The organism is Stenotrophomonas sp. SAU14A_NAIMI4_5 (genome assembly GCF_003086795.1).
Lineage (GTDB): Bacteria > Pseudomonadota > Gammaproteobacteria > Xanthomonadales > Xanthomonadaceae > Stenotrophomonas.
On sequence record NZ_CP026003.1, the window covers coordinates 2217480 to 2237231 of the forward strand.

General features: G+C 66.6%; 18 protein-coding genes and 1 pseudogene. All 19 read right to left on the bottom strand.

What is annotated here, in order from left to right; translation table 11 throughout:
- Window positions 1-4: 4 nt before the first annotated feature.
- The 19 genes and pseudogenes from C1925_RS10395 to flgE all read right to left on the bottom strand — a co-directional run bounded on the left by C1925_RS10395 (window position 5) and on the right by flgE (window position 19733).
- Window positions 5-1492, bottom strand: coding sequence for a sigma-54 dependent transcriptional regulator (locus tag C1925_RS10395; protein WP_108768804.1), 1488 nt, complete (start codon window positions 1490-1492; stop codon window positions 5-7).
- Window positions 1489-1866, bottom strand: coding sequence for a response regulator transcription factor (locus C1925_RS10400; protein WP_049460600.1), 378 nt, complete (start codon window positions 1864-1866; stop codon window positions 1489-1491). The genes C1925_RS10395 and C1925_RS10400 overlap by 4 nt, the downstream gene beginning before the upstream one ends.
- 14 nt (window positions 1867-1880) lie before the next feature.
- Complete coding sequence (gene rpoN, locus C1925_RS10405) at window positions 1881-3290, bottom strand: RNA polymerase factor sigma-54 (RefSeq protein WP_108768805.1); 1410 nt, start codon at window positions 3288-3290, stop codon at window positions 1881-1883.
- Between the two features lie 343 nt (window positions 3291-3633).
- Window positions 3634-4266, bottom strand: coding sequence for a response regulator transcription factor (locus C1925_RS10410; RefSeq protein ID WP_108768806.1), 633 nt, complete (start codon window positions 4264-4266; stop codon window positions 3634-3636).
- 91 nt (window positions 4267-4357) lie between these two features.
- Window positions 4358-4936, bottom strand: a complete 579-nt coding sequence (locus C1925_RS10415) for a PilZ domain-containing protein (protein WP_108768807.1) — start codon at window positions 4934-4936, stop codon at window positions 4358-4360.
- Window positions 4933-5223, bottom strand: a complete 291-nt coding sequence (locus tag C1925_RS10420) for a hypothetical protein (RefSeq protein ID WP_108768808.1) — start codon at window positions 5221-5223, stop codon at window positions 4933-4935. The genes C1925_RS10415 and C1925_RS10420 overlap by 4 nt, the downstream gene beginning before the upstream one ends.
- On the bottom strand, window positions 5220-5636 hold the full coding sequence (fliS, locus tag C1925_RS10425; RefSeq protein WP_079221831.1) for a flagellar export chaperone FliS: 417 nt from the start codon (window positions 5634-5636) through the stop codon (window positions 5220-5222). The genes C1925_RS10420 and fliS overlap by 4 nt, the downstream gene beginning before the upstream one ends.
- Before the next feature lie 128 nt (window positions 5637-5764).
- Window positions 5765-7102, bottom strand: a complete 1338-nt coding sequence (fliD, locus tag C1925_RS10430; RefSeq protein ID WP_108768809.1) for a flagellar filament capping protein FliD — start codon at window positions 7100-7102, stop codon at window positions 5765-5767.
- Window positions 7103-7285: 183 nt separating this feature from the next.
- The gene (locus C1925_RS10435) at window positions 7286-8812 is read right to left on the bottom strand and encodes a flagellin (protein WP_108768810.1); all 1527 of its coding nucleotides are present in this window, start codon (window positions 8810-8812) and stop codon (window positions 7286-7288) included.
- Between the two features lie 222 nt (window positions 8813-9034).
- Window positions 9035-9817 carry a flagellin gene (locus tag C1925_RS21505; RefSeq protein WP_343125663.1) on the bottom strand — a complete coding sequence of 261 codons (783 nt, stop codon included), beginning with the start codon at window positions 9815-9817 and terminating at the stop codon, window positions 9035-9037.
- A gap of 153 nt (window positions 9818-9970) precedes the next feature.
- Window positions 9971-10585: pseudogene (locus C1925_RS21310) on the bottom strand (flagellin); the annotation flags it as partial.
- Window positions 10586-10671: 86 nt separating this feature from the next.
- Complete coding sequence (gene flgL / locus C1925_RS10445; protein WP_108768812.1) at window positions 10672-11880, bottom strand: flagellar hook-associated protein FlgL; 1209 nt, start codon at window positions 11878-11880, stop codon at window positions 10672-10674.
- Entirely contained in the window at window positions 11877-13757 is a 1881-nt protein-coding gene (gene flgK, locus C1925_RS10450) for a flagellar hook-associated protein FlgK (RefSeq protein ID WP_108768813.1), read from the bottom strand. Before flgK ends, flgL begins: the two co-directional genes overlap by 4 nt.
- Before the next feature lie 8 nt (window positions 13758-13765).
- Window positions 13766-14977 (bottom strand): flagellar assembly peptidoglycan hydrolase FlgJ, encoded by a 1212-nt coding sequence (flgJ, locus tag C1925_RS10455; RefSeq protein WP_108768814.1) that lies wholly within the window; start codon window positions 14975-14977, stop codon window positions 13766-13768.
- A gap of 1 nt (window position 14978) precedes the next feature.
- Window positions 14979-16121: a flagellar basal body P-ring protein FlgI gene (locus tag C1925_RS10460; RefSeq protein ID WP_108768815.1), complete on the bottom strand. Its 1143-nt coding sequence runs from the start codon at window positions 16119-16121 to the stop codon at window positions 14979-14981.
- Between the two features lie 2 nt (window positions 16122-16123).
- The gene (gene flgH, locus C1925_RS10465; RefSeq protein WP_108770677.1) at window positions 16124-16816 is read right to left on the bottom strand and encodes a flagellar basal body L-ring protein FlgH; all 693 of its coding nucleotides are present in this window, start codon (window positions 16814-16816) and stop codon (window positions 16124-16126) included.
- A gap of 22 nt (window positions 16817-16838) precedes the next feature.
- A complete protein-coding gene (flgG, locus tag C1925_RS10470; protein ID WP_108768816.1) occupies window positions 16839-17624 on the bottom strand; it encodes a flagellar basal-body rod protein FlgG in 786 nt (261 codons plus the stop codon).
- Window positions 17625-17727: 103 nt separating this feature from the next.
- Window positions 17728-18477 (bottom strand): flagellar basal body rod protein FlgF, encoded by a 750-nt coding sequence (locus tag C1925_RS10475; RefSeq protein WP_108768817.1) that lies wholly within the window; start codon window positions 18475-18477, stop codon window positions 17728-17730.
- Between the two features lie 32 nt (window positions 18478-18509).
- Window positions 18510-19733: a flagellar hook protein FlgE gene (flgE, locus tag C1925_RS10480; protein WP_108768818.1), complete on the bottom strand. Its 1224-nt coding sequence runs from the start codon at window positions 19731-19733 to the stop codon at window positions 18510-18512.
- Window positions 19734-19752 lie beyond the last annotated feature (19 nt).

The following is a 19752-nucleotide window of genomic DNA, read 5'->3' on the forward strand; positions in this document are numbered from 1 at the left end:
CGGCTCAGCTGGCCAGTTCGGCCTGCTCGCGCTCGATGCCGTACTTGCGCAGCTTTTCCACCAGGGTGGTGCGGCGCAGGCCGAGCAGCTGGGCGGCATGGGCGACGACGCCCTGGGTGCGTTCCAGTGCTTCGTTGATCAGGCCCAGTTCGATCGTGGCCATGTGGTTGCGCAGGTCCAGGCCGTCATTGGGCAGGGCCGCCTGGGCGCCCGCGTTCTCCGCCGCGGCCTGGCTGCCGCTGCCCGGGGTGTGGAAGGAGAAGCTGCGCAGGTCCAGGCGTTCCTCGCTGGCGGCCACCGGCGCCGCGGCGGGCGGTGCCACCACGGCCAGCGCGGCGTCGCCACGATAGCGGGCCGGCAGGTCCTGTACGCGCACCGAACCACCCGGGTGCAGCACGGCCAGACGCTCGACCAGGTTGGTCAGCTCGCGCACGTTGCCGGGCCACTCGTAGCTGGCCAGTGCCTGCAGGGCTTCCGGGGTGAAGCGCACTTCGCCACGGCCGGTGCGGCCGAGCTGCATGGCGATGGTTTCGACCAGGGCGGGCAGGTCTTCGCGACGTTCGCGCAGGGCCGGCACTTCGATCGGGAAGACGTTGAGGCGGTAGAACAGATCCTCGCGGAACTTGCCTTCGGCGATGCGGGTTTCCAGGTCGCGGTGGGTAGCTGCGACCACGCGCACGTTGCAGCGGATGGTCTGGTTGCCACCGACGCGTTCGAAGCTGCGCTCCTGCAGCACGCGCAGCAGCTTCACCTGCATCGGCAGGCTCATGTCGCCGATTTCATCCAGCAGCAGGGTGCCGCCCTCGGCCATTTCGAAACGGCCCTTGCGCGCGGTCAGTGCACCGGTGAAGGCGCCCTTTTCGTGGCCGAACAGCTCGCTTTCCAGCAGGTCGGCGGGGATGGCGCCGCAGTTGATCGCAACGAACGGGCCATCACGGCGCGGCGAGCGCTGGTGGATCGAACGCGAGACCACTTCCTTGCCGGTGCCCGATTCGCCCAGCACCAGTACGGTGGTGTCGAAGGCCGCCACCTGCTCGATCATCGTGCGCAGCCCGGTCACCGCCGGGCCGTTGCCGGTCGGGCCGTGGTCCTGTGCGGCGCCGGCCTGGTGCTCGGCGTCCAGGCGCTTGAGGCTGGCGCGGCGCAGCAGCGCTTCCATCTGGGTGTGGCGCAGCGGGGCTTCCAGCGGCCAGATGTTGGCCTCGTGCAGGCCGTGCTGCTGGGCAAACGCTGCAGCTTCACCGTCGGCCAGCAGCACCGGCGGCGGCAGGCTGCTGCCGCCCAGCCAGGCGTACAGCGCGGTGCTGGCGGCGCTGTCGTCCAGGCTGCCGACGATCACGGCCATCCAGTCGTTCTGGCGCTGGCGGCCCAGGTCGAAATCGGCCGCGTCGGACACCCAGCGCGGGTTGAAGTCCATGAATTCCAGCAGGGCAACGGTGCGCTCGGCACGCACGGCGTCGTTGTCCAGTACAAGGATGCGCGATTCACTCACGATCGATCCTCCCTGAGGCCTTCCAGGATCGGCATGACTTCCTGGATGTACGACAACTTGCTGACGAAATTGTCGGCGCCGGCGCGCAGCGCATGCTCGCGGTGCTCGACGTCGTCGAAGTGGCTGGCGATCACGATGTACGGGGCATCATCCTGCGACTTGATCAGGCGGGTGGCCTGCAGGCCGCCCATTTCCGGCATGGCCAGGTCCATCAGCACCACCTGCGGACGCAGCGACTCGGAGCGCTCGATGGCTTCCAGGCCGTTGCCGGCGCTGCCGACGATCTGCAGCCAGTCGATCTTGCGGAAGTGGCGCATCGCTGCGTTGATGAAACCCTCATGGTCGTCGACCAGCAGCACTGTGAGCTTGTTCATGTGCAACATCCTTTTCAGCCCACTCGGGCCAGCTGTGGTTGCCTGGCGCTGAGCCGGCGCCGTTCACGGGCCGGGGCGATATCCAGTTGTTCGCGGTATTTTGCGACGGTTCGGCGGGCAATGTTCACCCCCTGGCGTGACAGAAGTCCCGCAATGGCCTCGTCGGCCAGCGGGCGACCGGCCGGTTCGGCGTCGATCAGGCGGCGGACCATGGCCTTGACGGCCTGGCCGGACACGCTGGCACCTTCCAGGCGCACCGCGAAGAAATGCTTCAGTTCGAAGGTGCCGCGCGGGGTCTGCAGGAACTTGCCGGTGGTGATGCGTGACACCGTGGATTCGTGCATGCCGATCTCTTCGGCCACTTCCTTCAGGGTCAGCGGCGCCATGGCTTCCTCGCCACGCACCAGGAACGCGGCCTGGCGCTCGACGATCACCCGTGCGGTGCGCAGCAGGGTGTCGTAGCGCATGGACAGGCCGCGGCTGAACCAGCGCGCTTCCTGCAGCATCTCGCGCAGTGCCGGGGCGGCGTCGCTGGTTTCGGCCAGGGCCTGCTCGTACTGGCTGTTGATCGAGACGCGGCGGCTGGTGGCCGGATTCAGCGCCACCTTCCACTGCTTGTCGGCGTGCCAGGCGACCACGTCCGGCACCACAACGGCGTTGCGCTCGGGCAGCAGGCTGTCGCCCGGGCGCGGCTGCAGCGACAGGATCAGGCGCACGGCCTCGCGCACGTCATCCACTTCGGCATCGTGCTGGCGGGCCAGCGCGGGGTAGTCATGTGCGGCCAGGGCGTCCAGCGCGCCTTCCAGGATGCGCGCGGCCAGGTGCCGGGCCGGCACCACGCCGTGCAGGCTGTAGAGCTGGGCCAGCAGGCCTTCGCGCAGGTCCTGTGCGGCCATGCCGGCCGGTTCGCCGTGCAGCAGCTGCTGGCGGATGGCTTCCACGCCCGCGGCGTCGATGTCGAACTGGGCGCTGGCCAGCAGCTGCAGCTGGTCCAGCGGCGCCTGCAGGTAGCCTGCCTCGTCGCAGTGTTCCAGCCAGAAGGCGGCCACGGCCAGTTCGCGCTCATCCAGATCCAGCGCCAGGCGCTGCAGCACACGCAGCTGAGGGTCGGTGGACTCGCCGGCGGCGATGCGCGCCATGCGGTCGTCGTCGCCGTCCTGCCAGCTGCTGCCGGCTACGTCCCACATCGAGGACTCGGGCAGCTCATCGAAGGCAGCCGTTTCCAGGGTGGTGGCGCTGGCGTCGGTGGCGTCGGCCGCCGGTGCTTCGGCGTCCTCGATTTCCAGCAGCGGGTTGGAATCCAGCAGGCGCTGGATTTCCTGTTCCAGGTGCAGCCCGTCCAGCTGCAGCAGTCGGATGGACTGCAGCAATTGCGGCGTGAGGTGAAGCGTCTGGCCCAGCTGGGTCGAAAGTGCAGCCTTCATTTCAGTTCCCCGGCGCCGCTCCCCGACGCCTTGTGGAACACATCTTGCTTTTGATCCCGGGCAGGCGGAATCGGGGGGTTCCTGAATGCACTGGTGATGTTCCCGACAGGGTGTAGGGGTATTCCCTACAACGTCGCGGGAAGTTGACGGTGCCCCGTGGCAAGTTGTTGATTTTTCGTGGGCGCCGGGCAGTCGTCCGGGGTGCCGGTGTACGGAAACCCGACAGTTCGTGTCAGGGTGACGGCATTCCGTCGCCTGTGGCGGGGGGGGTAGAGTCGACTGTCAGTCGACTATTGCGCGAAGCGCGGGATCCAACGCAACAGCAGTCGACCAACGGTCGACGCTATTCCAGCTCGTGCTGGTGGCGGGCCGCCAGCAGCAGCAGATCATTGGCGCGGCGGCAGCCCAGCGATTCCATCATGCGGGCGCGGTGGGTCTCCACCGTCTTCACGCTGATGCCGAGGTCTGCGGCGATTTCCTTGTTGCTCTCGCCCTTGCCGATGCGGCGCAGGATCTCGCGCTGGCGCGGCGACAGGGCGGCGATGCCGGTGGGCTTCTCGCGGCCCAGCATCGGCGCCAGCATCTTGGCCGAGATCTGCGGGCTCAGGAACACCTGGCCGGCGTGCGCGGCGCGCAGTGCCAGTTCCAGCTCCTGCGGGGCGGCATCCTTCACCACGAAACCCACGGCGCCACGGTCCAGTGCATCACGCACATGGGCGGCGTCGTCGTGCATGGTCATCATCACGATGCGGGTGCCGGGCGAGCGCAGGCGGATGTCGCTGAGGGCTTCCAGGCCGGTCCGGCCAGGCAGGGACAGGTCCATCAGGACCACGTCGGGGGCATGCAGCAGGGCCATCTGCAGCGCCTGCTCGGCGTTGCTCGCCTCGGCTACCAGTTGCACGTCGGCAAACCCCTGCAGCAGTCGCGCCAGGCCGGCGCGAACCAGGGTGTGATCGTCGACGATGAGAACTCGCACAGGCACGTTGCAGGTCCGTGAGGGGAGACCACCTTAACTTAGCTGAACGGGCGCGCCAAGAGCACTCCGTCCCGCTTCCGGGTGGCAGGTTTCAGCGCGCTCGCCGCGCTTCGGCAACCTGACGCCGATGCAAACGGAACAAGTGCCGTTCCATGGCCATCTCCAGGCCATCGCCGAGGCGATTGAAGCGCAGCCACAGGAAGTGGCCGCCGCTGCCATCGGCCGCTTCGGCGATGACGTCGACCGGCAGGTCGATGTTGTCGGGCAGCCAGTCGCTGGGCTGCAGGCGTACCACGCCGGACTGGCCGGGCAGGGCGCCACTGCGCGGGCCCAGCTGCAGGCGGATGCCGCGGCGCGACCAGCGCACCGGGCGCAGCGGCAGGTCCTGGCCCTGCTGGCGCACCAGGCGGCCCAGCAGCACCATGGTCAGGTCCAGCTTGGCTTCCAGCCGCTGGATCTGCAGGCTGGTTTCGCTGCGTTCGTCGTGCTCGTCCCCGCGGCTGTCTTCGACCAGCGCCAGGCTGCGCAGCAGGCCTTCGGCACTGCTGGTGCGACCAGCCGCGCTGCCCGCCTGGAACTCGGCCGGCAGGGCCAGCTCGCAGCTGAGCGTTTCATCGAACAGCTCGCTCTCGGCAGGGTGGTGCAGCGACGTGGTCGGCAGCAGGGTCATGCCAGAGATTCTGCCTTCAGGTACGCATGGGCGGCGCGAAGGGACCGGCCCGTGTGCTTGAGGTGCGCGGCGGCTTCGTCGCGCAGGCCGATCATGCGGGCCAGCACACGCTGCTGGTGGTCGCGCAGTGCAAGGATCGCCTCGTTGCTGGGGCGCTCGACAACCATCGACAGCGCAGCCACGGCCTGCAGGTGCTCGGCCATCAGACGTTCGCTGGTGTCGTAGTCGTCGTTGGGCAGGCTGGCGTCGAGCGTGTCCAGCGAATCGTGCAGCGACTGCAGGTTCACGGTGCCACCGCCTTGACGTGGCGCTGGTCGGCCGGAATGGCGTTCCAGGCCGAATCGATTTCGACCATCAGGCCCAGGGCTTCCTGCAGCGCGGTGGAATCGTTGTGCAGGTTGCCTTCGGTCAGGCGCATGATGACGAAGTCGTACAGCGCCGACAGGTTGCCGGCGATCTCGCCACCGGCTTCATGGTCGAGCGAGCCATGCAGGTGGCCGACGATCGCACAGGCTTCGCCGATGGCCTTGCCCTTGCGCGCCTGGTCATTCTGTTGCAGCGAGGCTTCAGCGGTGCGGATGCGCTCGCATGCACCGGCCAGCAGCAGGGCCACCAGCTTGTGCGGATCTGCGTCCACGACCGAGGTGGTCACACCGACCTTGCGGTACTGCTCGGCGAACTGCCGATTGGAACCGTACATATATGGAATCTCCTGGAATGCCTGCCCATCCGCGCGGGTAGGGGCATGGGTTCGGCACGGGGTCTATCGTGTTATCGGCGCAGATGGCGTGCTACTTGAGTGCCACCTGCACGGGAAAAGCGCGTGGATCAGCCGAGCTGGTCGATGAGGGAGCCGCTGGCGGACTGCATCTGCGAGACCATCTTCTCCATCGCGGTGAACTGCTTGGTGTAGCGGTCGGACACTTTTTCCATGCTCTTGTCGAGATCGTCCAGCTGCTTTTCCAGCGCCTTGATCTGCTTGTTCAAGGTGGCTTGGCGCTGGGTGATCGTGCCGCTGGTGGTATCCAGGGTGCTCTTCATCAGCTCGGTCATCGGCTTGGCCAGCGCACCTTCGGCACCGAACAGCTTGTTGGCCGCTTCCGGGTTCTTCGACAGCGCGGTGTCCAGCTTGGCCGCATCCAGGCTCAGGGTGCCATCGGCGGCGATGGTCAGGCCCAGGTCCTTCAGATCGTTGACGTTGCTGCTCAGCTGCGTGCGCAGCTGCTGCTGCAGGCCGCGCACCATGGCATCGCCGGTCATCGTCGAGGCGGTGTTGGTTTCGGCGTTGTAGGCGCTGGAGCTCTTCAGCGTCGACTGGATCGAGTTGTAGGCGGTGATGAACGCGTTGAGGTTGGTTTTCAGCGTGCTGTTGTCGGGGGCGATGGTCAGCGTCTGCGGCTCGCCTTCCTTGGCCTTGGTCAAGGTCAGGCTGACACCGGGCACCAGGTCGGTGATGGTGTTGGAGCTGCTGGTACGGGTGAAGCCATCAACCACGACCACGGCATCCTTGGCCGGCACCATCTCGCTCATCTTCGAGGCATCGGTGCCGTCGTAGACCAGGCTGGAGAGCCCGCCATTGCCGCCGCTGGCGCTGACCTTCAGCGCGCCCTTGGTGCCCGAATCGACGGCGGTGAGCACCAGGTGCTGGCCATCGTCGGCGGTGACCACCGCAGCGGTGACGCCCTTGCTCTGCGCGGCCGAGTTGATTTCCGCAGCGATCTTCTCCAGCGTCGCGCCGGCTTCGATCTCCACGTTGAGGGTCTTGTCGCCGTAGGCAATCGACAGCGTACCGTCACCCACGACGGCATCCTTGGTGTAGGCCTGCGAGCTCAGCTTCTGGTTCTGCGCCAGCGATTTGACTTCCACCTGGTGGGTACCCGCCGCGGCCTTGCCGGCCGTGGTGCTGGTATCCAGCGCGGCGGTGAAGTTCGACTCGGTGGGCGTGGTCAGCTTCACACCAGGCTTGGCCATGCCTGTCACCAGCGTCTTCAGCGCCGTCTGCAGGGTGGTCATGCCGCTCTTGATGGTGCCCAGCGCCGACAGTTTGGCGCTGGCCGCAACACCGGCCGAGTTGATCTGGTTTTCGCGGGGCTCGCGTTCCTTGGCGGTCAGCTGGGCAACCAGCGAGGGAATGTCGAGACCTGTACCAATCGTGCCGATGGCCATGCGGGGAATCCTTGTTCTTGGACGGGCCGTTCAGGTGTCCTGCACCTGCTATCGGCCGGGGATGGGCGAGCTTGAGCGTTGAAACGCTTCCCCACCCAGTGCAAGCCGCGTGCCAACCGGCCGCCGGGCACGAAGAAGGGGGCTTTCGCCCCCTTCCCGTTACTGCAAGGTACTACCGCTGGATCAGCGCAGCAGGCTCAGCACGTTCTGGCTGGACTGGTTGGCCTGGGCCAGCATGGCGGTACCGGCCTGCTGCAGGATCTGGTTGCGGGTCAGCTCGGCGGTTTCCGAAGCGTAGTCCACGTCGCGGATGCGGCTGCGGGCTGCGGACATGTTCTCCGACGAGGTGTTCAGGTTGGCAACCACCGAGGTGAAGCGGTTCTGGATGGCGCCCAGGTCAGCTCGCGAGGAGTTGATCGAGTTCAGGGCAGCGTCCATGGCCAGGATGGCGTTGTCGGCACCGTCGACCGAGGAGATGTCGAGGTCGGCAAAGCCCGACTTGGCACCGCCAGCGGCGTAGTTGTTGGTGGCTGCAGCGGTCAGGCCGGTCTGCTCCTTCACGGTTGCCGCATCGTCACCGCCGGCTACCACGCCGATGGTGAAGTTGCCTTCCTTGCCGGTCAGCTGCAGCTTGCCTTCAACCAGAGCGGCGCTGACGCCGGTCTCGTGGGTTTTGGCGTTGACAGCGTTGACCATCTGGGTGGCACGGTCGCCAGCACTGCTGACGGCGGTCAGGTCGATCTGGGCGGAGCCCTTGCTGCCTGCGACGGTGAAGCTCACGGCGCCGAAAGATGCGGCGACAGCCGGAGTACCGTTGGCGGTGTCGTTGACAGCAGCACCGTTGGCGAAGGCGTCCTCAGCATCAGCAGACATGTCCACTTCAAGCGCGCTGCCATCTGCCTTGGTGAAGGTCAGGTTGGTGGCTACGGTGCCAGTGAAACTCACACCTGCTGCTGCCAGTTCACTGCTCTTGGCGGCCAGGCCGTCGGTGATGTTCTGTGCCGTAACGGCCGTACCCGCAGCGATATTGACTACTTCGACGCCTGCGACGCTGATGGAGAAGCCGCCCGTATTATCGGCAACAGCCAGGGGGGTGAAGGCGCCGAACGAGCCGGTCGTGGTGGCAACAGCCGGGGCTGCATCGCCATTCGGGACGGTGCCGGTGACGGATGCGTCGTGAGAGGCGCTCGTCCAGTTGCCCAGCTTGCTGATGTTGGCGTTGGCGACCTGCGAGATGTTGATCGTCTGGCCCTGGTTGGCGCCGATCTGGAAGGCCTGGTTGGTGAAGGTGCCGTCCAGCAGGTTGGTGCCGTTGAAGTTGGTCTGCTCGGCGACGCGCTGGATTTCCTGCTTCAGCAGCTGGACTTCGGCGTTCAGCGCCTGGCGGTCCGAATCCGAGTTGGTGGCGCTGCGCGACTGCACGGCCAGTTCACGGACGCGCTGCAGGTTGTTGCCGATTTCACCCAGGGCGCCTTCAGCGGTCTGGGCCAGCGAGATACCGTCGTTGGCGTTACGGGCAGCCTGGTTGGCGCCGCGGATCTGGGTGCTGAAACGCTCGGAGATGGCCAGGCCGGCGGCATCGTCCTTGGCGCTGTTGATGCGCAGGCCCGAGGACAGGCGCTGAATGGTGGTGGCCAGGTTGGTGCCGCTGGTGCTCAGGTTGCGCTGGGCGTTCAGCGACATGGTGTTGGTGTTGATGACTTGTGCCATGGTGCGGTTTCCTTGTTGGCAGTGTGTCCGGCAGAGCAGCCTGACCGGTTTCGGGGGGCAGTGGCTGGCTTCCCCCCAAGGGGTGTGCTACCGCTGCTGAAATCAATAACGGCACTACCCCTCCGGCCTTTAGGAAAGTTTCGGTGCTTTTTTCCGGGGCAAATGAAAAGGCCCCGCCATCTGCATGGCGGGGCCCTCCTGAAGCTCAGGTTGCGGCGGCTGTTACGACTGCAGCAGGCGCAGCACGTTCTGCGGCACCTGGTTGGCCTGGGCCAGCATGGCCGTGCCGGCCTGCTGCAGGATCTGGCCACGGGTCAGCTCGGCGGTTTCCTGCGCGTAATCCACATCGCGGATGCGGCTGCGGGCGGCGGACAGGTTTTCCGAGTTGGTGTTCAGGTTGGCGATGGTCGAGGTGAAGCGGTTCTGGATCGCGCCCAGGTCGGCACGCGCCGAGTTGATCGACTGCAGCGCGGCATCCATGGCCAGGATGGCGTTGTCAGCGTTGGCCTGGTTGGAGATGTCCAGCTCGGCAAAGCCGGTCTGCGTGGTGCCTGCGGCGAACGAGGTACCAGTGGTGGCGCTGCTGCCGGAGGTCAGGCCGGTTGCGTTGGCCAGCTCGGTCGCGCTCAGGCTGCCGCCGATGGTGAAGTTGCCTTCCTTGTTCTCCAGCTGCACCTTGCCATCGATCAGCGATGCGGTCACGCCGGTTTCGTGGGTCTTGGCGTTGATCGCGTTCACCAGCAGGGTGTTGCGCTCCGAGGCGGTCTTGGCTGCGCCGACGGTGATGTCGACCACGCCGCTGCCGTCGGCCTTGGTCAGCGTCAGCTGGCCGGCGGTGACGGCCGGGAAGTCAGCGGCCACGGCAGGCGTGCCGTCCTGATGGTTTGCGACGAAAGTTCCAGTTGCGAAGCCTTCGCCGGTACCGGTACCGGTAACGGTGATCGCCATGTCATTGCCATCGGCACGCGAGAACGCCAGCGTGCCTGCACCCACGGTGCCGGTCATGGTGATGCCGGCGGCGGCAAGTGCGTCGGACTTGTTGGCCAGGGCCGTGGTGAGGTCGGCCACGGTGACCGCAGCACCCGCAGCAGCGGTATGGATTTCAACGCCGCCCACCGAGAAGGCGAACCCGCCTGCGGTGGCAGAGGCAACCGGAGTGAAGGTGCCCGAAGTACCCGAGGTCGTCGGCGTAGCCGCCGCCGCACCACCCGTCGCGGCCTGACCAGTCACGCTGGCCGGCGTCGAGGCGCTGGTCCAGTCGCCCAGCTTGTGCACATTCGCATTGGCGATCTGCGAAATGTTGATGGTCTGGCCCTGGTCGGCGCCGATCTGGAAGGCCTGGTTGGTGAAGCTGCCATCCAGCAGGCTGGTGCCGTTGAAGTTGGTCTGCTCGGCGACGCGCTGGATTTCCTGCTTCAGCAGCTGCACTTCGGCGTTCAGCGCCTGGCGGTCGGACGCGGAGTTGGTGGCGCTGCGGGCCTGCACGGCCAGTTCGCGGATGCGCTGCAGGTTGTTGCCCACTTCACCCAGCGCGCCTTCGGCGGTCTGGGCCAGCGAGATGCCGTCGTTGGCGTTGCGCGCGGCCTGGTTGATGCCACGGATCTGCGTGGTGAAGCGCTCGGAAATGGCCAGGCCGGCGGCATCGTCCTTGGCGCTGTTGATGCGCAGGCCCGAAGACAGGCGCTGGATCGAGGTGGCCAGCGAGCTGCTGCTGGTGGTCAGGTTGCGCTGAGCATTCAGCGACATGGTGTTGGTGTTGATGATCTGTGCCATGGTGCTTCTCCGTGGTTGCTCGGTTCGTTTCGGTGTGGAAAGGCGCGGGGCGCGCCGTGCTGGAAGTCAGGTGGAACGGGAAGGGGTCAGCCGATCCTGTTGAACAGGGACATCGCCTGCATCTGGCTGAAGATGGTCTGGGCGGCTTGAAGGGCAGCGTTCTCCAACTTGTATTGGCCGATCGCATCGGCGTAATCGAGATCGCGCATCGTCGAGAGCGTGCTCTTGACGGTGACGGCAGTGGCTTCGCGGGCGCTGGCCGCGGTATCGATGGCGGCCAGCTGCGCACCGCCCTTGGCGCGGGCGTCGATCATCGTTTCCGAGGCCCGGTTGAGGTCGCGGATACTCGACTGCAGGGTGTTCTGCAATGCCGTGCGCTGGCTTTCAGTGGACGGGTCGGTTTCCAATGCCGCGACCAGGCTGTCCAGGGTGGAGAAGATGTCGCGGGTACCCGCGTCGCTGATGTTGAATTGGTCCCCGGCCGCCGGCGCACCCTCGATGCGCATGCTGACGCCGGCCACGACGATGTCTTCGCCCGGCTTGTGTGTGCCGCTGCCGACGATCGCACCGCTGCCGTCCACGACCTCGTAGGCGCCCTCGGCAGTGCCGGTGAAGCGCACGTTGAGCGTTCCGCCGGCCCAGCTGCCGCTGCCATCGCGGCTGATGGAGGTGAGCAGGCCGCTGCCACTGTTGCCGGCGGCGGCACTGGCATCCACGCGGCCATCGCCGGTAGGGATGCGCATGAAGATCTCGCTGCCGGGCAGGGCATCGGACACCAGCTGGCCGGGCGCAACCTCGACCTGGCGCTGGTTCTGGTCGCCGTTGTAGGTGACCGTGCCGCCGGACAGCTTGAACGGCGCATCAGCGTCGTTGCTGCCACCAAACAGGTAGCGGCCGCTGCCATCGCGGGAATTGGCCAGCGAAAGCAGGCTGTCCTGGATGGTCTTCAGTTCGCTGACGATGGCCTTGAGGTCACTGGACTTGGGCACCGGGCTGTTGGCCTGGATGCTCAGTTCCACGGCGCGCGACATCAGTTCATTGACCTGGGCCAGCGCGTTTTCCTGCAGGCCAAGACGGTTCTGCACGCTGTTGGCGTTCTTGCCCAGCTGTTCGAGACCGGCCACGACGCGGTCCAGTCCAACGGCGGTGCCGGCACCGACCGGATCGTCCTTGGCCGAGCTGATCTTGCTGCCCGTGGCGATCTGCTGCTCCAGATGGCTGATCTTGGACTGCTTGGCCAGCATCAGCGATACCGACTGGTTGAACATCATCCCGGTGGAAATGCGGCTGCTCATCGGCGGATTGCTCCCAGGATGGTCTGGAACATGTTGTCGGCGGTGGAGATCAGCTGCGAGGCGGCCTGATAGGCCTGTTGCAGGCGCAACATGTCGGCGGCTTCTTCGTCCAGGTTCACGCCGGAGATCTCATCGCGCGAGGCCTGCGCCTTGTCCGAGATGACCTGCTGCGCATCGAGTGAATACTCGGCCGAGCGTGCGGCGGCACCGACCTGGGTGGTCAGGCCGCCGAGCGCGCCGTTGAGGGTGACCGTGCCGGCATTGAAGGCCTTGGCATCCTCGACCTTGGCCAGCAGCGCGGCATTGCTGTTGTCCGACGAGCCTGCCGGGGTGGGGGTGATGTTGAACGTGTCGCCGGTCTTGGGCGCACCATCCAGCACGAAGCTCCAGCCGTTGGCGCTGATGGTCTGGCCAGGCGTATAGGTATGGGGTGCGCCACCATTGATGGTGTAGGTCGTGGCGGAGGTGAACACGATCGCGGCGGGGTCGCGGAGGTTGGCGTTGCCGACGTCGGTCACCGCAACGCCGGTCAGCTTGCCGGTACCGGTGTTGGCCAGTGCTGCCGTGCCCTTCACGGCGGCGGCGGCCGCGATGCGCGAGGGATCGGTGATGGCCGTTTCCAGGCTGCCGGCCACGCCGGCGGTCGGCTGCAGCAGGAACCGGTCGTTGGTGGCCGGCGTGCCGCTCACCACCAGCTCGACGCCGTTGATCACCAGCGGATCGGTGGCGCTGCCGGTGCCGGTCAGCGCAACGCTTGCGCCGGTGTCGGCGCGGCTGGCCTGCCACTGCGTGCCGTCGAACTTGAGCACGATGTTCTGTGCATCCAGCTTGGACAGGTCGCCATAGGTCGCCGTGATGCTGCCGGTGCCGGCATTGCTGGTATTGGGGGTGACGCGCGGGTTGCCGATGTTGAAAAAGTCACCGCCCATCTGGCCATACAGGTCCACGCCCTGGCGATGGGCCTGGTTGAAGCTCTCGGCCAGGCCGACCGCCAGCTTGCCCAGTTCGGCCTGGGCCGGGGTCAGCACGGTGTCGCGGAACTCGAGCATGCCGCCGATCTTCCCGCCCACGGCCTTCGGGTCCAGGGTGATCGTGCCGCCCTGGGTCTGCAGGGCGAGCTGCAGGCGCTCGGGCTGGTAGGGGTCGGTCACCGTGGTGACCTTGGAGGCCGTCGTGCCCACCACCAGCGCATTGCCGCCGGCGGTATAGACGTTCATCACGCCGCCATCCTGCACGACCGCGGTGCCGCCGGTGTAGCCGACCAGCTGCGAAATCAGCTGGTCGCGGCGGTCCAGCAGGTCAGGCGCGGCGTCGGTCACGTTGCTGCCGATGGCACCGTTGATCTGTGCGATTTCCTGGGCCAGCCGATTGATCTCGGTGGCGCCAGCGATGAGCCCGTTGTTGACCTCGCTGTTGAGGTTGTTCATCTGCGTGTTGAGCTGCCCGAAGCGGCTGGCAAGCGCCTTGCCACCATCCAGCAGGCTCTGCCGGTCAGCCGTGCCTGCGGCATTGGACGACAGGCCGCTGACCGCATCGAAGAAGTTCGACCAGGAGCCGGCAACGTTCGTAGCCGAGTCGGAGAACAGGGCGTTGACCCGGTCGGCCATGGTCGACAGCTGCTTCAGGCGCGCGAGTTCGCCGCTGCTGTCGAGCAGGCGCGAGATCGCCAGCTGGTCTGCAGCCCGGCGGATGTCGGTGATCCGGGTGCCGCTGCCCACCTCGCCAAAACCATAGTTCTGCGGATCGGCGGTAGCGAAGTCGACCTTCTGCCGGCTGTAGCCGGGCGTATTGATGTTGGCGACGTTATGGCTGGTGGTCGCCAACGCACGCTGGAAGGCGAGCAGGGCACTGGTACCGGTGGAAAGGACGCTGGACATGGGGTTCCTCAACGACGGGTGATACCCAGCGCCGCAGTCGCGGTGCTGGCGAAGGTCTGGCCAAGGCGCGTGCCGGCGTCGGCCACGGCGGCCACGGCGCGCTCGATGGTCGGGCCGCCGGCGATCGCGGCGATCTTGGCCGCGTAGCGCGGATCAGTGGCGTAGCCGGCGCGCTGCAGGCCGCGGGCGAAGCCCTGCACGTCGGTACCTGCCTGCAGGGCCTGCTGGTAGCGCGGGCTGCTCTTCAGCAGGCGCACGTAGTCGGCAAAGCTCTCGGCCGGGGTGCTGTAGGCGCGGAAGCTGGCGGTTTCGTTACGGCGCACGCCATCGACATACTCGTGGGTACCGGCAACGGCGCTCTGGCCCTTCCAGCCGGTGGCCTTGATGCCGAACAGGTTGTGCGAGGTGCTGCCGTCGGCGTGCTTGATCTGGCGCTTGCCCCAGCCGGTTTCCAGCGCGGCCTGGGCGACCAGGGCGCGGGCGTCCACGCCCAGTTCCTTGGCCGCGCTCTGTGCGTGTTCCCAGATGCTGGCCACGAAGCCCTCAGGGGTGTTCGCGCCCAACTGGGCCACGGCGGTGCGCGTTGCCAGCGCATCGGCCTGGGTGCCGACGCTGCCGCGGTTGCTGGCGGTGGCCGCCCACTGGTCGTTGCTGGCGGCCCAGTCGTCGCCGTCGATGCTGCTGGCGTACGGGTCGTGGGTGCCCAGCGAACGGTGCATGCTGCTGCTGTCGCGGCCGGCGATCAGGTCCAGCGCCTGTTCCATCGGGGCCAGTGCCGGGTTGACCGCAGCCTGTGCGCCGTCCTGGGTGCCGGCGGCCATCTGCTGCAGCATGCGCACGGCCTGGCTGGCATCGTCCAGCGACATCGACGGGGCTGTCGTGGCCGGTGCATTCAACTGGTACGCGCGGCTGGCCTTGGCCGGGTCCACGCGGGTGTCCAGCGCCGGGCCATCGGCCTGCTGGCCGGACAGCTGGCGGCTGATCATCGACGACAGGCCCAGGCCCTTGCCGCGGGTCATCGCCTCGGCGATCTTCTGGTCGTACATCTCCCGGAACATCTTGTTTTCACCGGGGAACAGCGAATCACCAAAGCTGGCATCACGCATGCTCTTGACCAGCATCTGTGCGAACTGGCCTTCCAGCTGGCGAGCGACCTTGTCGATCTTGGCCGGGTCGTTCTGCTGTACAGGATTGAGGTCAAAGGCGGGATTGATGCGCATGTCAGATCACCTCGAGCTCGGCACTCAGGGCGCCGGCCTGCTTCAGTGCTTCCAGGATCGCGATCAGGTCGCCCGGGGCAGCGCCCACGGCGTTCACGGCATGCACGATTTCATCCAGCGTGGTGCCGCCGTTGAACTTGAACATGCGGCTGCCATCGTTGGTGGCGGTGACGGTCGACTGCGGGGTGACCACGGTCTGCCCGCCGCCGAAGGCGTTGGGCTGGCTGACGTTGGCGTTCTCCTGGATGGTGACCGTCAGCGAGCCGTGCGAGATGGCGGCCGGGCCGACACGCACCTGCTGGCCGATGACCACGGTGCCGGTACGCGAGTTCACCACCACCTTGGCCGGTGCGCTGCCGGGGGTCAGTTCCAGGTTCTCGATGCGGGCCAGCAGGCCGATGCGCGCGCCGGGATCGGTCGGTGCGGCCACGGCCACGGTCACGCCATCGACGGCACGTGCAGCGCCTTCGCCGAACGCATTGTTGAGTGCGGCCACCATGCGCGAGACGGTGGTGAAGTCGCCGTTGTGCAGGTTCAGGGTGATGTCGCCGCCGTTGGCCAGCGGATCGGGCAGGGCACGTTCAACGGTCGCGCCGTTGGGGATGCGGCCAACGCTGGGCACGTTCACCGAGACGCGCGAACCATCCTTGCCCTGTGCGCCGAAGCCACCGACGATCAGGTTGCCCTGGGCGATCGCGTAGATCTGCCCGTCGGCGCCGCGCAGCGGGGCCATCAGCAGCGAGCCGCCGCGCAGCGACACGGCGTTGCCGATGGAGGACACGGTGATGTCGATCGGCTGGCCCGGCTTGGCGAACGCCGGCAGCTCGGCGTGGATCGCCACGGCGGCCACGTTCTTCAGCTGCGGATTGACGTTGGCCGGCACGTTCACGCCCAGCTCGCCCAGCAGGTTCTTCAGGCTCTGCACGGTGAAGGGCGCCTGGCTGGTGCGGTCACCGCTGCCATCCAGGCCGACCACCAGGCCGTAGCCCACCAGGGCATTGCCACGCACGCCGCCGACCTGTGCCAGATCCTTGATGCGCTCGGCGCTGGCCGGGGCTGCCACGGCGACTGACAGGACAAGCACGCCGACGCATGCGGCGATGCGACGCTGCCAGGCGGGAGAGAAGAGAGAGTTCATGGCCATGCTCAGAACGGCGCCAGCGCGGAGTTGAAGAAGCGGCTCAGCCAGCCCATCGCGTTGGACTGCGCGACCGGGCCGCGGCCGCCGTAGACGATGCGGGCTTCGGCCACGCGGCTGGAGGGAATGCTGTTGTCCTGCGCGATGTCGGCCGGGCGCACGATGCCCTGCACCTGCACCAGCTCATCGCCCTGGTTCAGACGCAGGTTCTTCTGCCCCTGTACCACCAGGTTGCCGTTGGGCAGGCGCTGCACCACGGTTACCGTCACGCTGCCCTGCAGGCGGTTGCTCTGCGCGCTGTTGCCCTTGCCGGTGAAGTCACGCTTGCCATTGGCGGTCGCGCTGAGAATGTCCTTGCCGCCCAGGGTGACCGGTGCGCCGAAGATCGACGGCGTGCCGATGCTCAGGTCCGATTCCTTGGCGGTGGCGGTGTTCGCGCTGGTCGTGGCGGTGGTGTTTTCCAGCAGGGTGATGGTCAGCAGGTCGCCGACATCGCGGGCGCGACGGTCCGAATACAGCTGCAGCGTGGGGCCGGCGGCGTAGATCGCACCGGCGGTCGGTGCGGCCTGCGGCGGCATGATCGGCTGGATCGGCGCCATGGCCGGATACGGCCGCACGTCGCCGGCGATCACGCAGCCGCCAAGCAGGGCAGCCACGGCGCAGGGCAGGGCGATGCGGGCAATTTTGGAAAGGGGCGACATGGCGATCATCCGTTTGCGACGGTCAGACGTTCTGGTTCAGGTAACCGAGCATCGAGTCGGTCGTCGAAATGGCCTTGGCGTTCATTTCGTAGGCGCGCTGGGTTTCGATCATCGAGACCAGCTCTTCCACCACGTTGACGTTGCTGCCTTCCAGTGCGCCCTGGACCACGTTGCCCAGTCCGTTGAGGCCGGGGTTGCCGTTCTGGGCCGGGCCGGAGGCCGTGGTTTCCAGGTACAGGTTTTCGCCGCGGGCCTGCAGGCCTGCCGGATTGACGAAGTCGGTCAGCGTCAACGCACCGACTTCGACCGAGGCGGCGTTGTCAGCCATCTTCACGCTGATGGTGCCGTCGCTGCCGATGGTCAGCGACTGCGCGCCTTCCGGAATCTGGATGCCCGGCTGCACCGGGTAACCGCTGTTGGTGACCAGCTCGCCGTCTTGGTTGATCTTGAACGAACCATCACGGGTGTAGGCCGAGCTGCCATCGGCCATCTGCACTTCGAAGAAGCCGCGGCCGTTGACCATCACGTCCAGTGCGCGGCCGGTCTGCTGCTGGCTGCCCTGTTCGAAGTTCTTGGCGGTGGCCACCACGCGCACGCCGGTACCGATCTGCAGGCCGGTCGGCAGCTGGGTCTGCGCCGAGGACGAACCGCCGGGCTGGCGCACCTGCTGGTACAACAGGTCCTCGAAACTGGCGCGGTCCTGCTTGAAGCCGGTGGTGTTGGTGTTGGCGAGGTTGTTGGAAACCACCGACATGCGCATCTGCTGCGCATCCAGTCCGGTTTTCGCGATCCACAGTGCCTGGTTCATCTTCGAAGTCCTGTCTGGGTGAAGCCGGCCGCGCGGTGCGGCCCTTGTGTAAAGCAGTGCAAGCGGTGTGCCAGCAATGGCGCGTGCCGGTGCCGGAATTCCGTCAGCCGCCCAGTCGCAGCAGACTGTTGGCGCTGCGCGCGTTCTCGTCGCCGTGCTTGATCACCTGCACCTGCATTTCGTACTGGCGCTGCAGCTGGATCATCTGCACCAGCGCACCGGCGGCATCGACGTTGCTGCCTTCCAGCTGGCCGCTGTGCACCGTCGGGCCCTGTGCCTGGGCGAACGGCTGCTGCGGATCGGTGTTGGCGAACAGGCCATCGAGACGGCGCTCAAGGCGATCGTCGGCGGCCTGCACGATCTTGATGCGGCCGATCATCGCCATCGTCTGCGGGCCTTCGCCCTGCGGGATGATCGAGATCGTGCCGTCGTTGCCCACCTCCATTGCCTGGTACGGCGGGATGGCAATCGGGTTGTTGTTGTCGTCCAGCACCGGACGGCCGCTGGAGGTCACCAGCTGGCCGTTCGGCGTGACCGACAGCGCGGCGCCACGGGTGTACGCTTCGCTGCCGTCGGTAGCCTGCACGGCCAGCCAGGTACCGGTCTGCAGCGACAGGTCCAGCGGCTTGCCGGTGATGTGCTGCGCGCCGGCGGTGCGGTTGAAGCCGGCGTCGACGTGCAGCGCATCCACCCGCGAGGCAAAGCCCTGGCCACGGATCGGGAAGGCTTCGGTATTGGCCAGCGCTTCCTTGAAGCCGGGGGTGTCCGAGTTGGCGAGGTTGTGGCTGAGCGTTCCCTGCGCCTGCAGGGAGGCGCGGGCGCCGGTCATCGCAACGTAAAGGGCTTTATCCATGGGGGGCGTTCCGTGACAGGGTCAGCAGGTCATCAACGGATGTTGATGACGGTCTGGGTGATCTGGTCCTGCGTGGTGATCATCTGCGCGTTGGCCTGGAAGTTGCGCTGCGCGGTGATCATGTTCACCAGCTGCTCGGTCAGGTCCACGGTCGATGCTTCCAGCGCGCCAGCCTGGATCTTGCCGAGGTTGGAGCTGTCCGGCGCCGCGGTGCGCGGGGTGCCCGATTCGAAGGTCTCCACCCACAGGTTGTTGCCCTTCTGTGCCAGGCCCTGGGTGTTGTTGAAGCTGGTCAGGGCGACCTGGCCCAGCGGCTTGTCATCACCGTTGGAATAGCGTGCATACACCACGCCGCTGTCGGAGACGGTGATCTCGTTGAGCTTGCCGGCCGCATAGCCGTCCTGCTGCGTGTTGCGCAGGGCGAACTTCTCGCCGTACTGGGTCGAACCGCTGATGTCCAGGGTCATGTTCAGTTCGCCCGCGCCCGTGGTCGGCGTGAACGTTCCAAGGCTGACCTTGCCATTGGTCGGGTTGGTGAGCTTGCCGCTGTTGTCGAACGTGATCGCGGTCGGCGTGCCGGCCGGCTCGCCATCGACGTAGTTGTGCACGGTCCAGGCGTTGGTCGCGGCTTCCTTGACGAAGTACGACACCTGGATGTGGCTGACGCCCAGCGAGTCATAGACGGTGATGCCGCCGCTGGACTGGTTGTAGCTGTTGGAATCGGTCGGGTCGAAATCGGCGACCGTCGGCTCCTTGGCGTTGGCGGGCAGGGTGAAGCCCACCTTTACTTCGCTGGTCTGCTTCGGCGGGCTGTCGGTGGTCAGCAGCTGCAGGTCGACCAGGCGGCCGGCGTCGAAGCTGGTGCCATCGGCGTTGGGCGCGAACACCTGCAGGCGTGCACCCTGCGGGTTGACCACGTAGCCGGCGGAGTCGGTCTGGAAGTTGCCGGCGCGCGAATAGACGCGTGCGCCGTTCATGTTCATGGTGAAGAAGCCCTCACCGGAAATGGCCATGTCCAGGCTGCGGCCCGTCTGGTCGTTGTTGCCCTGGATGAACTGCTGGGCCACGTTGGTGACCCGCGCGCCGGAGCCGGTCTGGTTGTTGGACAGGCCGTAGCTGGTGGCGGCAAACAGATCGGCGAACTCGGCACGCGACTGCTTGAAGCCGACCGTGTTGACGTTGGCGACGTTGTTGGCAGTGACGCTCAGGTCGGTATTGGCGGCGTTGATGCCGGACAGCGAGACATTGAAGCCCATGGGATTGCTCCTGGTAGAT